Source organism: Methanolobus sp. ZRKC5 (genome assembly GCF_038446525.1).
Classification (GTDB): Archaea; Halobacteriota; Methanosarcinia; order Methanosarcinales; family Methanosarcinaceae; genus Methanolobus.
Genome location: NZ_CP151792.1, coordinates 1,889,051 through 1,903,635, shown reverse-complemented (window position 1 = coordinate 1,903,635; position 14,585 = coordinate 1,889,051). Strand labels below are relative to the sequence as shown.

Annotated in this window: 13 protein-coding genes and 1 pseudogene; 4 read left to right on the top strand and 10 right to left on the bottom strand. The window is 40.6% G+C overall.

Going from position 1 to position 14,585, the window contains the following annotated elements:
* Positions 1-46 precede the first annotated feature (46 nt).
* Positions 47-1,555, bottom strand: a complete 1,509-nt coding sequence (locus tag WN948_RS09375; RefSeq protein ID WP_342303946.1) for a lipopolysaccharide core heptose(II) kinase RfaY — start codon at positions 1,553-1,555, stop codon at positions 47-49.
* 361 nt (positions 1,556-1,916) lie between these two features.
* Between WN948_RS09375 and WN948_RS09370 the strand changes: the two genes are divergently transcribed.
* Entirely contained in the window at positions 1,917-2,762 is an 846-nt protein-coding gene (locus WN948_RS09370; protein ID WP_342303945.1) for an ATP-binding cassette domain-containing protein, read from the top strand.
* 12 nt (positions 2,763-2,774) lie between these two features.
* Positions 2,775-3,581 carry a cobalt ECF transporter T component CbiQ gene (gene cbiQ, locus WN948_RS09365; protein WP_342303944.1) on the top strand — a complete coding sequence of 269 codons (807 nt, stop codon included), beginning with the start codon at positions 2,775-2,777 and terminating at the stop codon, positions 3,579-3,581.
* Between the two features lie 37 nt (positions 3,582-3,618).
* On the opposite strand, the gene WN948_RS09360 is transcribed toward cbiQ, so the two are convergent.
* Both WN948_RS09360 and cbiM read right to left on the bottom strand, forming a co-directional pair.
* Entirely contained in the window at positions 3,619-3,924 is a 306-nt protein-coding gene (locus WN948_RS09360) for a PDGLE domain-containing protein (protein ID WP_342303943.1), read from the bottom strand.
* A gap of 2 nt (positions 3,925-3,926) precedes the next feature.
* On the bottom strand, positions 3,927-4,577 hold the full coding sequence (gene cbiM, locus WN948_RS09355; protein ID WP_342303942.1) for a cobalt transporter CbiM: 651 nt from the start codon (positions 4,575-4,577) through the stop codon (positions 3,927-3,929).
* Between the two features lie 193 nt (positions 4,578-4,770).
* Here cbiM and WN948_RS09350 point away from each other — a divergent pair, with 193 nt between their 5' ends.
* Entirely contained in the window at positions 4,771-5,745 is a 975-nt protein-coding gene (locus tag WN948_RS09350; RefSeq protein ID WP_342303941.1) for a radical SAM protein, read from the top strand.
* 277 nt (positions 5,746-6,022) lie between these two features.
* On the top strand, positions 6,023-6,643 hold the full coding sequence (locus tag WN948_RS09345; RefSeq protein WP_342303940.1) for a cohesin domain-containing protein: 621 nt from the start codon (positions 6,023-6,025) through the stop codon (positions 6,641-6,643).
* Positions 6,644-6,676: 33 nt separating this feature from the next.
* Here WN948_RS09345 and WN948_RS09340 read toward each other — a convergent pair whose 3' ends face one another.
* The 7 genes and pseudogenes from WN948_RS09340 to scpB all read right to left on the bottom strand — a co-directional run bounded on the left by WN948_RS09340 (position 6,677) and on the right by scpB (position 14,584).
* Positions 6,677-7,456, bottom strand: coding sequence for an S-adenosyl-l-methionine hydroxide adenosyltransferase family protein (locus WN948_RS09340; protein WP_342303939.1), 780 nt, complete (start codon positions 7,454-7,456; stop codon positions 6,677-6,679).
* A gap of 102 nt (positions 7,457-7,558) precedes the next feature.
* Positions 7,559-8,584, bottom strand: a complete 1,026-nt coding sequence (locus tag WN948_RS09335; protein ID WP_342303938.1) for a PAS domain S-box protein — start codon at positions 8,582-8,584, stop codon at positions 7,559-7,561.
* A gap of 115 nt (positions 8,585-8,699) precedes the next feature.
* Positions 8,700-9,889, bottom strand: a pseudogene (locus tag WN948_RS09330) (iron-containing alcohol dehydrogenase).
* A gap of 273 nt (positions 9,890-10,162) precedes the next feature.
* Positions 10,163-11,449, bottom strand: a complete 1,287-nt coding sequence (gene thiC, locus WN948_RS09325; protein ID WP_342303937.1) for a phosphomethylpyrimidine synthase ThiC — start codon at positions 11,447-11,449, stop codon at positions 10,163-10,165.
* Positions 11,450-11,828: 379 nt separating this feature from the next.
* Positions 11,829-12,749 carry an S-layer glycoprotein N-glycosyltransferase AglJ gene (gene aglJ / locus WN948_RS09320; protein WP_342303936.1) on the bottom strand — a complete coding sequence of 307 codons (921 nt, stop codon included), beginning with the start codon at positions 12,747-12,749 and terminating at the stop codon, positions 11,829-11,831.
* Between the two features lie 26 nt (positions 12,750-12,775).
* Positions 12,776-13,327 carry a TATA-box-binding protein gene (locus WN948_RS09315; protein WP_342303935.1) on the bottom strand — a complete coding sequence of 184 codons (552 nt, stop codon included), beginning with the start codon at positions 13,325-13,327 and terminating at the stop codon, positions 12,776-12,778.
* 150 nt (positions 13,328-13,477) lie between these two features.
* Positions 13,478-14,584: an SMC-Scp complex subunit ScpB gene (gene scpB, locus WN948_RS09310; RefSeq protein WP_342303934.1), complete on the bottom strand. Its 1,107-nt coding sequence runs from the start codon at positions 14,582-14,584 to the stop codon at positions 13,478-13,480.
* Position 14,585 lies beyond the last annotated feature (1 nt).

Here is a 14,585-nt window from a genome sequence, read left to right as displayed (position 1 = left end):
TGTTAATAGTCAAAAATCAGGTGAACAAACTGCCATTAAACCCATTCTAAGACCTCTTCAGAAACATTACTCCAAAAAGGAAGATTGCACTGATGAAACCTATGATACCCATCGTTGGCAGATAACCTTCACCATTTACAGCCAGATATGAGGACGAAAGCAAGATAGCCAACAGAAAAATGTACTTTGTAATGGAATCTATAGTTCTGTACTTCCTTATTTCATCAGTCTTCTTTTCAAGCCTTTCTATCCGGTAACCCCTGATAGTTTCAATAACGTCATTTACACCCTCAGGAAGGTTCTTCACTATCTCCAGATACCTATCTCCTTCAAGTTGCAGGTATTCAAATGCCTCAAAGGGTGAATAGCGTTTCATCAAAACCCTTGTGATAACTGGTTTTGCATTTTCAAGCAAGTTGAACCTTGGATCAAGTTCAAGGCAGTTGGCCTCAATGAGTATCAGAGCTCTTTCAAGTGTTGAAAATTCACTTGGAAGAGACAGATTATAGTTCAATGCCAATGTTGCGTAATTATCACTCTGCCTTTCACCGACTGAATAATTCTGTTTTGATATGATATCATCAAGATCTATCTTAAAACGACGCACATCGATATCTTCTTTATTGATACCGGTTATTTTCAAAAATGCCTCGAAAACAACATCAACCCTTTTCTTATAAATACCATAGAAAAGGTTCAGCATATTGCGCCGCAGTGCATCATCGATATTACCTACGGCCCCAAAGTCTATGTAGGCAATACCATCTTCCTGAATAATTATATTGGAACTATGCGGATCAGCATGATAGAAACCATCAAGGTAAACCTGCTTCAAATAACTTGTACTGATTATCTTTGCATACCACATTTTCTTATCAGCAGATACCTCTGAAAGCTTCCTGATAGTGACACCCTCCATGTAATCCATGACCAAAACAGTCTCACTGGAATAATCATCATAGACACCCGGGACATGCACCTCTTTTACATCTGCAAAATTCTCCTGAAAACGTTTGATGTTCCTTGCTTCATTGCTAAGGTCAAGCTCACGATTCAGCAGGTCCCTGAATTCATAAAGAAACGCATCGATATCGAAGTTGTTTCCAAGACCAATGGCTTTTACAATAATAGATTTCAGGTCATCGAGTATAGCAAGGTCAAGGTTGATAGTGTTTATAAGATTAGGTCGTGTTATCTTTACAGCAACTTTCTTTCCGTCAAGCACAGCTTCATAGACCTGGGCAATTGAAGCACATGCCAATGGTTTGGTGTTGAATTCATCGAATATCTCAAGTACATCGAAATCGGACTTTTCAAGACCTTCAGATTGTTCAGTCTCCCCAATATTACACCTGAACCCTTCAAATGCCACTTTCATCACATCGAATTCAAGTGGATTGACATTGTCCTGAAGGTTCCCAAGTTCCTCGATATAGATACCGGGAACAATATCCGGTCTTTTGCTCAATATCTGACCGAGCTTTATGAATGTCGGTCCAAGTTCTTCCAGGGCTTTCCTGAGTTTTACTGCTTTTTCCCTGTTTTTGATATCCACGCCGCAGGGAGTTCTCCTGTTAGAAACATAATATTTATTGACCTCACTATACAGAAGACTGAATAGATTATATTTTGAAAATACCCTGAAAATAGTAATGTACCTGCGTATTTTCCTGAACATCAGTACTATGTTTGTCCTGTTAGTAGATATAGATTGGTGTCATTTAAATATTACTTCTTTTCACTAAGAAGCAAGATGATTTAGCATTCCAAAAAATCAGCAAATTTCATGAAATAAAAAAATATGTGGGTTTGGTAACACTAAACAAGTATTTATAACAGGATTCTTATGTAGAATAAAAACTCTCCCTGTCAAAAACAGGCTTTTTGGCCGGTTGTAAATTCAGCGTGTGACTATAATGACCGAAAAACCTATCGTCCAGCTAAAAGGAGTATCCTATTTTTACGCAAGCAGCAAGACAAAAGCTCTTAATGACATTGATCTTGATATTTATCCCGGAAAAAAGATAGCCATCCTTGGAGCAAACGGAGCAGGCAAATCAACAATTTTCAAACACCTTAATGGCATACTTAAACCCTCTGCCGGTGAGGTGCTTGTGAAAGGAGAGCCTATTTCGAAGAAAAATATAAGAAGCGTCCGTCAGACTGTAGGAATCGTATTTCAGAATCCCGATGATCAGATACTTGCACCTACCATTGAGCAGGACGTGGCATTCGGCCCTATAAACATGGGACTTGACGAAGAAGAAGTTGAAAGAAGGGTGAAGAAAGCACTGGAACTTGTAAACCTTTCCGGATTTGAAGAACGTTCACCACATCACCTCAGCGGAGGGCAGAAAAAACTGGTTGCAATTGCAGGAGTACTGGCAATGCAACCGGAAGTGGTTGTACTGGATGAGCCAACCGCCGGACTAGACCCCTTAAGCGCTGAGAATATAATGAAAATAATAGACGGCATGAATAAGAAATTCGGGATAACTGTTATCCTTTCAACCCATGACGTCGATATAGTTCCTCTTTTTGCAGATATCGTATACATCATGCACCACGGAAGAATAGAAGCCAGTGGTACTGCCAGGGAGATATTCAAAAAACATGAAGTGCTCGAGAATGCGCACTTAAGGATGCCACGAATTGCAGAAGTATTCGAGCTCCTGCAGGAATCTGGTCTGGATGCAGACATAAAGATAACACCCATGGATGCCAGGAATGAGATCATACGATTGGTAGAAAATAATAACTAAAAAGGTCTGCCCATGGAGATCACACTTACTGATATTGAAAGGGAAGCATACAAGGACAGTCCTGTCCACAGGCTTGACGGAAGAATAAAGATACTTTCAATCATTGCAATTATCGTTTTTGCTGTCAGTCTCCCTCGTATGGACGAAGGAAATTTCATGAAACTTGCGATTCTTGAGCTTTACCTGATTTCACTAATGCTAATCGCAAGACTTAATCCTGCATATACTATCATGAGATTCCTTTCCATATTGCCTTTTGGACTTACGATTGTTATTATACAGCCATTTGTCAGGCAGCCATTCATTGAAACTTTTACAGTATATCCAATTTATCTACCACTTGGAATTACCCTGACATATGAAGGGATATTTTTTGGTGCGGTGCTCCTTGCAAAATACATTGTATGCATAACATCCATTGTACTCATGTCTTCTACTATGAAAATGAATGACATGGTAACTTCTGCAAGACGACTTGGAATGCCGGCAGAGTTCACCCTCATACTTTCAATGATGGTCAGGTACCTTTTCGTATTCTGGATAATACTCAAACGTATACGGGTTGCGCAGAAAACACGCCTGTTCCACATATGGAACAAGAATGTACCTCATAAGTGGATCATTGAGCAGGTGGCATACACCATAAGCTCATTGTTCATCCGCTCCTACGAACAAGGAGAGAGAACGTACATAAGCATGCTCTGCAGAGGATATTCCAGTGTAAACAAAGTCTATGTGCATAAGAACAAGATAAAAGCTACAGATATTCTATTCTTTGTAATAACTGTAGGGACATTACTACTGGCTTTTGTAGCCTGAAGTAAAAATAGATGAAAGAAAAAAAGGGAAGGAGAATTTATTTCTTTGCAACTTTTCCAAGTGCAAAACTGATTCCCAGCACAAGAAGAGTGCCTATCACAACAGCAAGCACTTCTCCCATTTTACCCTGACCTTCGATTGCATAGTCAGGCATTGGAGATTCTACAAAAGGAGCAGATTCTTCCATCTCTGAGAATGTTGCCTCATCAATGATATTTCCTGCAGCACTTTCCAGACCATCCGGATCAGGAGATGCTAAAAAGGGAGCAAGAACGGATATAAGCAAAGCAATTGCAATTCCTGCATAAAGAAATTTCATATTAATACCTTTGCTGACACTCATATTCATACCCCCACCCCATTAGTACCTGTAACAGATGAGTCCAGCAGGTCAGGTCTTGATTTTTCAATGGCTGTGATAACTATAGCAGTGATAAGACCTTCACCTACAAGCCCTATTATCAGATGAAAAGTTCCCATTGCTGCAAGTCCTGCCACCAGAGGAAAAGTACCTGCAACAGATAGTTGAACCGCACATACAATTGAAGACATGAACAATCCGAACCATGCACCGATAAAGGATGCGCCTTTTATTCCTGCCTTATTCTTTAAAGCCACGAATGTGTAGTATCCCACAAACCCTGAAACAACTCCCATGTTCACGATATTTGCACCCATTGTTGTTATTCCGCCATCACCAAAGACAAAACCCTGAACCAGCAGTACAAGTGTGAGTACAAGCACACCGGCCATGGGACTTCCGAATATAATGGCAACAAGAGTAGCTCCAACCATATGGCCACTGGTCCCCATGCCTATTGGAATATTGAGTGCCTGTATAGCAAAAATTCCTGCAGCAAGCGCTGCCAGGATTGGTACTTTCATGTCATCAAGTTCTTTTCTTGCCCACTTCAGGGACATGAATATGAAAGGCAAAGCGATCACCCAATAGATAAGTGCTTGCCCCATAGGTATAAATGAATCAGGTATATGCATTTTAAGTCCTCATAATGTTATAATTCGTGTTATGAAAATTATTGAATTTAGTAACACTAATGGATACGTAATAAGAGCTATATATACTTAATGAACTAATATCCAGGAAAATAGTATTACACAACTATAAATTTACAAAACCAAGATATATAAAAGAGAAAGTGATAAGACAAGTAAAACGGATGATAACATCATGACCAAATACTCACCTCTTATTGCTGCAAAAGCCATCTGGCAAATGCAAATAAGAAAACGTCCTTTCGTATTGTCCCACGCCATTAATTCCAGATGCAACATGAAATGCTCTTTTTGCGAATACTGGAAAACTGAAGGGGAAGAAATGAAACGTGAGGATATATTCAAGCTTCTTGAAGATGCGAGGGCTTTTGGAATACTTGTTTATAACGCATGGACAGTGGAGCCCCTGTTAAGAGAGGACCTGCCGGAAATACTGGCTCATGCAAAACAACTGGGAATGGTAACTTCACTCATTACCAATGGACTTTTGCTTGAAAAAAGAGTCGATGAACTGAAAAACCTTGATTATCTATCAGTATCTGTGGACGGGACTTCGAGTTATAAGGAAATAAGGGGAGTAAGCCTTGACAGGATTATGCCAGGAATCATAAAAGCAAAAAGTATCATCAAAAACCCTCTCCTGATGAATTGTGTCATAAGCGGAAAGAATCTAGATGACATCGAAGAACTGATAACCATGGCAAAGGACATGGATGTGAAGATATCATTTGAACCTATGTATGAATTTGGAGGAATAGACGAAGGTACCTGGAATGATATGGGGATAAGAGATACAGATAAATATCGCAGGACAGTTGACAGGATAATTGAGATGAAAAAGGAAGGGTATCCAATTATCAATTCTTATACATATCTAAAGATGGTAAGGGATCTGCGGACAGAATTTGTTTGCCATGCGAACGAGATAATACTTGATGTTACAGCCGATGGAAGCATTGAAAATTGCAGAGTCCACCGAAGTCCCATAGGCCATATAAGTGAAGGTATTGGAAATGTATGGGAAAGTACAAAAAAACTCAGAAAGGACACTGCACGCAATTGCCAGAAATGTCTGTTTTTCGGATATGTTGAAAACAGCTTGATGTATAATTTCAATCTGGAAGTGGCACAACATTATGAATGGATGTAATATTTGAATTAATTAAATTGATAGACAATTCGTAACTATTCAGCCTGGCACGATTTGCCTATTGGTACTGATTTCATCGAAATAGAGATGTCTGCTCACTAACAATCTAACAATCAAAAAAGCAATCAATAGCAACAATCAAAATAAATGATCCTAATGAAATTTACGTTTCAACTTTTTGTCAAGATTGTTATTGATAGCGTTTTTATCAGGCTGAATAGTTACGACAATTCTTTTAATATAATAACGCCATGAATAATATAAAAGGTGGTGTAACATGACGAGTGATAAGAACTGCAGCATATTTTCAACTATTTCTTTATTCGCATTGATTGTCATATCCTTCACAGGACTTGCAGGTGCCGAAATAAATGTAGGGTTTTCACCGGCACAAATCAATGTTGAAGAGAATGAAAGTTTTACAATTGCAATAATAATAGAACCCGATACCAACGTATCAGGAGTAGAACTTGAACTTTCATATGAGCCTTCACTTATTAATATAACATCCATCACTGAAGGAAATTTTTTCAAGCAAGGTGGAAAGAATACAATATTCTCAAAAGGGAATATTGACAATGAACTTGGAACTGTCACCGGCATATATTCTGTTATAATGGGAGATGACATGTCACTTGAATCAGGAACTTTTTTGAATATCACGCTCGCTTCAAAAAACAATTCCGGAATCGCAGTTATAGAGATAAATAACGTTGTGATCACCAATTCAGCCGGAGACAGCCTGGAAGTGACTGTTAACAATGCAAAGGTGAACGTCGGTGATGTGGAAGTTGAGGATGTTAATGAAGAAACTTCACAGAGTCAGCAATCAGGACAGAACACACTGATACCTCTTGTATGTGCAATAATGTGCCTCTATTTTGTAAAGAGAAAATAAAACTAAGTACTGGACAATAGGAGTTTAGAGAAATCAAGGGTTATTCAGGACCCCTATCTTTATTTCATTTCCATTGCTCAAATGTAGTAATTTTGAAGCACTTCCCTGATTTACTGCTATCTCGAAAAATCCGTGACTTCCTATAAGCGATAGTACTCTTCCTTTTGGCACCTCACCATAAGTACTCAAAAATGGCATCTGTCGTCCTGAAATCGACAGGATACTTCCATGCGGTACATTTTTATGAATCTCTTCCCCGGGAATATTAGTAACTATATTGCCAAATTTATCGACATATATCACTTTTGCCTCAATGAAATCCTTTTGTATTACATAGCCTGAGAAATCAAGATCAACATATTCATCTGTGCTCTGACCAATGTCCTGAAGGTCCATTCCTCGGGAGATATGTGCGGCCGCCGGGGCAAAAATATCCCTGCCGTGGAAAGTAGAAGAAACATCCCCCAGAATCCCTTGATTCTTAATTTCAAAGACCTCCATATCCCCAAGCAAAGATGCAGCGGGAATAAGAACACCATTATCCGGACCTATTAAATAATGACCACCAGAACGTACGACTATAGCTTTTCTTTCAGTACCGACACCAGGGTCGATAACAGCAACATGAATGGTTCCATGGGGAAAATGCCGGACAACGGAATACAGGGCAAATGCACCCGCCCTGATATCAACAGATGGTATTGAGTGAGTAATATCAACTATTGTTACATCAGGGATTATACTGAGTATAACACCTTTCATAGATGCAGGATACAGAGATCCAAAGTCAGTTGTAAGCGTAATTACTGTCATAAGATTAATTTTGTAAGCCTAGATATAAATAGATACTCTGGAAATTCTAGTCAACCTCTTTTTTTAGACCATCGAGAAATTCAGGTTGCGATTAATTTTCCATCATACCGGGTTTTTGTACTGTCCACGAGAAAAAAACAGCTCGAATCGCGCCCCGTTACCCGATATACCAGTCTCCCTGATTCCAATACTAGTTATAGACAAAATCTCTTTAGAAAGGAAAAGTCCGTATCCTGAGCTAGAACTGCCTTTCTTGAACAATTTGCTCTTCTCTTCGATCCCAATACCGTTATCCTGAAATACGACCAATAAGTGATCTTCTTCCTCAACAGTGGTGATGGTGAGGGTGGTGGCATTGCTGTGCTTTATGACATTGTGAGCCAGATTATAGAACACTTTACTTATCAGTGGGTCAGTGAAAATCAAATAATCCCTTACATCTATATGGAAATTTACCAATGTTTTATCCAGTGGAACTATAGCCTCGGTCAGAACACTTCGGAGATTGACCCACCCAGGAGCCTGGATGCCAATCTCCTGGTAATCTTTTGTGAACATAATATGCCTATCAATAGACCTCACACTCTCCTTCATCCTCCGTAGCAATCCTAACTCTTCAGGATCCTTCACTTGTTCAATCATCAGGTACAGGTATCCCTCCAGAACCATTATCTGATTGATTATATCATGCCGGGTGATGGAGCTAAGCAGATTGAGTTTATTGTTTGCCTGCTTGAGAGCTTCCGCCCTCTTCTCTTTCTCGGTTATATCCTCAACCACACCGTCCATGAAAATCATGTTGCCTTTGGAATCGTACTGTGCCGAAAGAGTTAGAGAACATAAGATAGTTGTTCCGTCCATGACCTTGAACACCACCTTGCGATCCTTTATCTTACCTGTCTGCCTCAGCTCCCTCATTAATTCAAGCCGGTCCTCAGGATGAAGATAGATGTCTGTCGCATATATAGTAAGGAGCTCATTTTCATCATTGAAACCCAGCATCTCGCAAAAAACCGGATTCGCCTGAATTATATGGCCGCGCTTCCATGGTTCACTTCTGATAATACCGATGTTGACATTTTCTACCAGGGTGCGGTACTTGTTCTCACTCTCCTGCAATGCATGCATAGCCAGATTCAGCTCGCTAATCTGCTCCTTTAGCTGAGGATAATAACTCTTCCGATGAGAGGTATCACCTAATCCGATGATTTTCTTTCGGAGAATATCCTGCCTACTATCGTCCTTAGAGAGCCCCATGGTAAAGTACCTCTATGTCCTTTATCGTGGCGGAACGAGGATTGGTGGCCAGACATGGATCAAGGAATGCATTCTCGCAGAGGCACTTAATGTCCTCCTCTTTCACTCCCATATTTGATAATCCAGGCTTTATACCCAGATGGTCGTTAATATTTCTTAGTTCGAGTATCAGGCCATCAGGTCCACTTTTATTTGATGGTTTCTTACCAGAAATAATAGCCTCAAGGGCCCTGTATTTGTCTGGTGCGTGAGAATAATTAAAAGCAACTACATGTTCCAAAAGCTGGGCGTTGCATTCACCGTGAGGAGAATCCAAGTTACCTCCCAGACTATGTGCCATAGCATGCACTAAACCCAGACTAGCATTGGAAAATGCCAGGCCAGCATACATACTCCCCATCATGACCTCATTCCTGAACATGATATTTCCAGGATCATCATACACTTTTGGCAGATATTCCGCTAATATTTTAGTAGCCTCTAAAGCAAACATATCTGTTATCGCAGAGGAGGCATTAGAAACATAGGACTCAAAAGCGTGACTAAGAGCATCCAATCCAGTGGCAGCTGTCAGTTCTAGATTCATAGTCATGGTTGTCTCAGGATCTATAAGTGCAAGATCTGGCAACATGGTTTTGCTAATTATAGCGAACTTGCGTTTCTTCTGCTCATCAGTGATTATAGCGAATTGAGACACATCGGCAGAAGAACCGGCTGTCGTAGGAATGCATATTATAGGAGAAGCAGGCAGAGCTACTTCGTCTACCCCTTCCAGCCCCAGAACGCTGCACCGATTAGAGGCAACCGCACCTATCGCCTTGCACAATCCATAGAACTACCACCACCCACAGCCACGATAAGGTCACAACCTTTCTCCATGTAAAGCTCTGCCCCTCGCATAACCTCCGCAGACAGAGGATTTGGAGAAACTTTGTCATAGATCACAACATCTATGCCTGCTGACTTCAGATTATCCGCTACTTCCCCAGCCCAACCAGCTCTAAAAATACCAGGATCGCTGACCAAAAATACATTCCTGCCAGATAAACTGAGAACGTACTGGCTTATGAGATTTCGGGAACCATCACCGAAAATAATCTCAGGTGCTAAGAATTTACGGATTGGAAGAATCCCATGAGCTATATTGTGCACATTTTTGGCATTTGTCTCGATCATGCTACCACATCCCCCTGATTAAGTGGCTATCCAGCATTTCTCAGTACACCAGGAATCCTTTGTGCATTATAAACCATATGATACCCCGTAAAATATTGCGACATAAAAGTATAAAAGTATTGTCTTGCCAAAACAATTCTCTTTTTTAATACAGCACAGAAATACTCTATTGTGAAATAAAGAAAAAAACTAAAGTTACCACTTAGGAATAATGGTTGCCACTCAAAAATAGAGAAACTAAAAAAAGTAAAAGAAAAAGTAATGCCAAAGGCATTACTTAGAGAGGTTGAAGCTCTGGTTAACTATCTTAAGTGCGCAGAAGTCACCGCACATTGTACATGCATCTTCATCTGCTGAAGCTCTCTCGGTTCTTATCTTTCTTGCGAGTTCCGGATCGAGTGCAAGACCGAACTGCTTCTCCCAGTCAAGATCTCTGCGTGCCCTGCCCATTGCAAGATCCCAGTCACGGCTTTCCTTGTTCTTAACCATGTCACCTACGTGAGCTGCAATCCTTGATGTCTTGACACCCTCAATAACGTCTTCGAGGTTTGGAAGTGCAAGATGTTCTGCTGGTGTTACATAGCAAAGGAAGTCACAGCCTGCTGCTGCAGAAGCTGATGCACCGATAGCTGTTACGATATGGTCACGGCCTGCACCGATGTCAGATACAAGAGGACCGAGCATGTAGAATGGTTTTCCACCGCTCATTGATTTCATGAGCTTGACATTCATTTCAACTTCATCGAGTGGTACGTGACCGGGGCCTTCTACGATTACCTGAAGGTCGTATTTGTCATGTGCTTTCTGTGCACATTCGGAGTTGATGATAAGCTCCTGGACCTGTGCTCTGTCGGTTGCATCGGCGATTGCACCTGCGCGCATTCCATTACCTGTTGAAAGAGTAACTTCGTGTTCCTTGAGGATCTCACAAAGATAATCGAAGTCTTCATAAAGTGGGTTTTCCTTCTCATTGTGGAGCATCCAGGTACTCATGAATGCACCGCCACGGGAACAAAGTCCACCGTATCTGCCGTGTGCCTTCAGTCTGTCAAGGACAATGTTGTTGACACCTGTGTGGATAGCCATAAAGTTTGTTCCGAGCTTTGCCTGTTCCTCGGTTGCATGCCAAAGGTCGTCCTCTGTCATGTGGACAATAGAACCATCTCTCTTTGCTGCGGTGATGAATGCCTGATAAAGAGGTACTGAACCTACTGAAAGGGATATTGCGTCACAGACCTGTTTCCTGATACCAAGGAAATCCCCACCGGTACCGAGCTCCATAAGTGTGTCTGCACCTGCTGCTTCTGCTGCCTTTGCCTTTGTAACTTCCATATCTACATCAACGATATCTGATGATGCACCAATGGATGCATTGACCTTTGTCCTGAGTCCTTCACCGATACCACAGAGTTTGATGTCCCTGTATGGGGTCATAGGGATTACGATTCTTCCTGCAGCAATTCCACGCCTGATGAATTCAGGGTCTTTGTTTTCGTTTGCTGCAACGATCTTCATCTCTTCTGTGATCTTACCGCTTTTTGCATCTGTTACTATTGTCATTATTTATACCTCAGAGTTTGATGTACCCTAGTAGAACTAAATCGTATATAATAGTTGTCGAAAAATTAACTTTCGATAAAGTCAAGTTAACTTTATCAAAGGATTAATTACATTTAAATATATGGAAATACGGACCGCAACAAATGGCTAAAAACAGACACAATAAATACATTGCACGGAATAAGCACATGCTGTGAGAAGATTTGCTTTAATTCAAAACAAGCTCAATTGTTTTGTTTTACACTTGTATTTATTTATTTTTTGCTGCAAAACCAAGAGTATATGAATCAGGTCAGAATTTAAAATATGAAAGCAAATCTACTGGAAAATATGTATTGTTGAGAAGGAAGAAAGAAGAAAAGCATAAACTAAACAACAGTTATTTCTTCTTATCTTCACTCAGCGCCCTGAGCATACGCATGTTTTCCCTATGAAGGGTTACCACAAGGTCACTCAACATTCCAAAAACGAACATCTGGAAACCTGCTATGATAAGAAGAGTAGTAAGAATGCTCATAGGTATGCGGGTAACTCCCTGGAACCACTGTATTACAACATAAGTACCAACTATCAGTCCAGATACAATGAAAATCCCACCAATTATGCCAAAATAGAACATCGGATTGTGAAGACGTGCCATTTTATAAATGGTAGAGCCAATCCTGAAACCATCTTTAAGGGGATTTAACTTGGTGGCTCCCTCGGTGTGCCTTGCAAGGTAAGTAGTTGGAACTTCTAATATCCTCAAGTCTTTCTTAACACTCTCGATCGTAATCTCAGATTCGATCTCAAATCCTAGTTTTTTCAATTCAAATGATTTGATGGCCTTTTTATTAAAAGCCCTGTATCCAGTAAGAATATCTTCAAGCCACAACCCATAGGCCAGCCCAAAAATCTTGTTGATTATTTTGTTGCCGAATAGGTTGAGCCTGGTAAATGCCCCTTCCTCATAGTCCACTAATCTGTTGCCCATGACATGGTCAGCTTTTCCTTCAAGAACAGGGCCGAGTACCGCATGGACATCTTTTGCAAGATTGGTACCATCGCCATCTGCCATAACGATGTATTCTTCATCTATAAGTTCAAAAGCCTGTTTTAGTGCCTGACCTTTACCCTTGCCAGTCTGAACTACGACCCGGGCACCTTCAGCTTCTGAAATCTCACGTGTCCTATCTTTGCTGTTGCCGTCTATAACAAGTATATTGTCAAAGCCTTCTAAGCGAAAATCTCTGATAACCTGACCGATGGTAGCCTCTTCGTTGAGGACAGGCAATAAAATACAGACGTTCTCGTTTGTCATTTTAAAAGAAATAAAAAGATGTGGTCTTAGAGCAGACCCATGCTGTCAAGTTGCTGCCTTACGACTTCAACACCCTGTTCACAATTCTCAGGAGATTTTCCACCGGTAACCACAAGTTTTCCGGAACTGAAAATAAGTACTACGACCTTAGGATCGTCTATGCGGTAAACAAGACCCGGGAACTGTTCTGGCTCATATTCAATATTCTCAAGACCAAGACCGATAGCAATAGCATTCAGATTTAGCACTGCCTTCAGATCTGCGGATGCTACAATGTTCTGAACAGTAATTTCAGGGTTCTCTATGGTTTTTATTCCAATTCCATTGAGCTTTTTTGCCATGTTGCCTATGACAGTGTGAACATCAGCCACATTCTTTGCACCGGTACATACTACCTTACCGGAAGTAAATACCAAAAATGCAGCTTTTGGGTCAGTTACACGGTAAACGAGACCAGGGAACTTCTGTTTGTTATATTCAGCACCCTCGAATTCAGCTTCTATCTTTATAAGATCAAATTCTTCTGCAAGCTTGGTAGATGCGACCACATTTTCAATTTTGATGTTGTAATCTGACATAGTATAATCCTCATATTTAAAGCATTTAAAGCGAGTTGGTTATATTCAGCAATTCAGTATATAAAGTTATACCCTCTGGTTTATATAAGTATTTAAAGAAACCATAAAAAATGACATTTTGGAAAGATCTTTAGATCAAACTGCTTATTTTCAACTGTTCTCAAACTTTTTAAGTCCATCTATAACAGCGTCATATTTGCTACAAACCCTTTCCAGCAAGCTGCCATCCATGGCTTTGTGAGTTGGTACAAGAATCTCGGCACCTTCTGAAACTTCAACACCATCTGTTGATGTGCCATAATCAGGAGCTATTACAATTCCGGTAGATGATACTCCCAGTCGCAAGTCACTGACGATACGCGCAACCATCTCAGTTGCAGGCTGGACTTTCTTGCTTATAACAAGTGCCTTTGAAGTATAACGTTCTTTGAGCTCATTTATTGCTTCAATACTTGACTTTGACCTCTCAGGGTCAGCCACATTCTCAAGGAGTTTGATAGAATCAATAATATCATCAAACGTGGTTGAACTAACCTCAATTATTTCTCCGTCATAATATTTACTCACTTTTTCAATGTAACCTTTGGAGATAACTAATTTATACACATCTTCAAGCTCATCCAACTCATCTTCCGTAGGATCATAGGCGTTGATAACTTTGTACTCCCTTATACCACACATTTCCATCAGGGACTCATACATAGGAGTAACACCAATGAATCTTCTCCCAAGCCACTTGTTAAGACCACTCTGTCCGCTTTGAAAGCGAGAAAGTTCAACAATCTTCTTTTTAACAAGTTCAGGGTCGTTGGATTCAAGACCGAAATAATCAGCAAATAAAGAAGTGGTACGGAGAATCTTTGTTCTTCCGTGTGGTACAGCCTCAACAAAGCCTCTGTCCTTCAGCTCCCTTATGTGGTCATAAGCAGAATTACCCCTCATGTCCACAAGATCTGACTGGATAAGTGGCTGATGATATGCTATCATGGAAAGTGTGCGCAGCATGGGTGCACTCAATTCTTTTGGAGCAAGTGGTCTCACCACATCAGTATATTTTGGTTTGACCTGCATAACGTAGCGTTCACCAAGGTCAATTACCTCAATACCAGTTTCCCTGGAAGAATATTCTTTCACAAGATCAACTGCGATAGAGATAACATGTTTCTTTGGCTTGCCTATCAGTTTTCCAAGGGTTGCCGCATCAAGTGCCCCTCCGGCAGCAAAAAGAGCTGCCTCCATAACTTCCCGGTCACTCATA

Excerpts from the sequence above, each read along its gene's own strand:
- WN948_RS09370 (WP_342303945.1), top strand. The coding sequence starts at position 1,917 with ATGACCGAAAAACCTATCGTCCAGCTAAAAGGAGTATCCTATTTTTAC.
- cbiQ (WP_342303944.1), top strand. The coding sequence starts at position 2,775 with ATGGAGATCACACTTACTGATATTGAAAGGGAAGCATACAAGGACAGT.
- WN948_RS09360 (WP_342303943.1), bottom strand. The coding sequence starts at position 3,924 with ATGAGTGTCAGCAAAGGTATTAATATGAAATTTCTTTATGCAGGAATT.
- cbiM (WP_342303942.1), bottom strand. The coding sequence starts at position 4,577 with ATGCATATACCTGATTCATTTATACCTATGGGGCAAGCACTTATCTAT.
- WN948_RS09350 (WP_342303941.1), top strand. The coding sequence starts at position 4,771 with ATGACCAAATACTCACCTCTTATTGCTGCAAAAGCCATCTGGCAAATG.
- WN948_RS09345 (WP_342303940.1), top strand. The coding sequence starts at position 6,023 with ATGACGAGTGATAAGAACTGCAGCATATTTTCAACTATTTCTTTATTC.
- WN948_RS09340 (WP_342303939.1), bottom strand. The coding sequence starts at position 7,456 with ATGACAGTAATTACGCTTACAACTGACTTTGGATCTCTGTATCCTGCA.
- WN948_RS09335 (WP_342303938.1), bottom strand. The coding sequence starts at position 8,584 with ATGCATGCATTGCAGGAGAGTGAGAACAAGTACCGCACCCTGGTAGAA.
- thiC (WP_342303937.1), bottom strand. The coding sequence starts at position 11,449 with ATGACAATAGTAACAGATGCAAAAAGCGGTAAGATCACAGAAGAGATG.
- aglJ (WP_342303936.1), bottom strand. The coding sequence starts at position 12,749 with ATGACAAACGAGAACGTCTGTATTTTATTGCCTGTCCTCAACGAAGAG.
- WN948_RS09315 (WP_342303935.1), bottom strand. The coding sequence starts at position 13,327 with ATGTCAGATTACAACATCAAAATTGAAAATGTGGTCGCATCTACCAAG.
- scpB (WP_342303934.1), bottom strand. The coding sequence starts at position 14,584 with ATGAGTGACCGGGAAGTTATGGAGGCAGCTCTTTTTGCTGCCGGAGGG.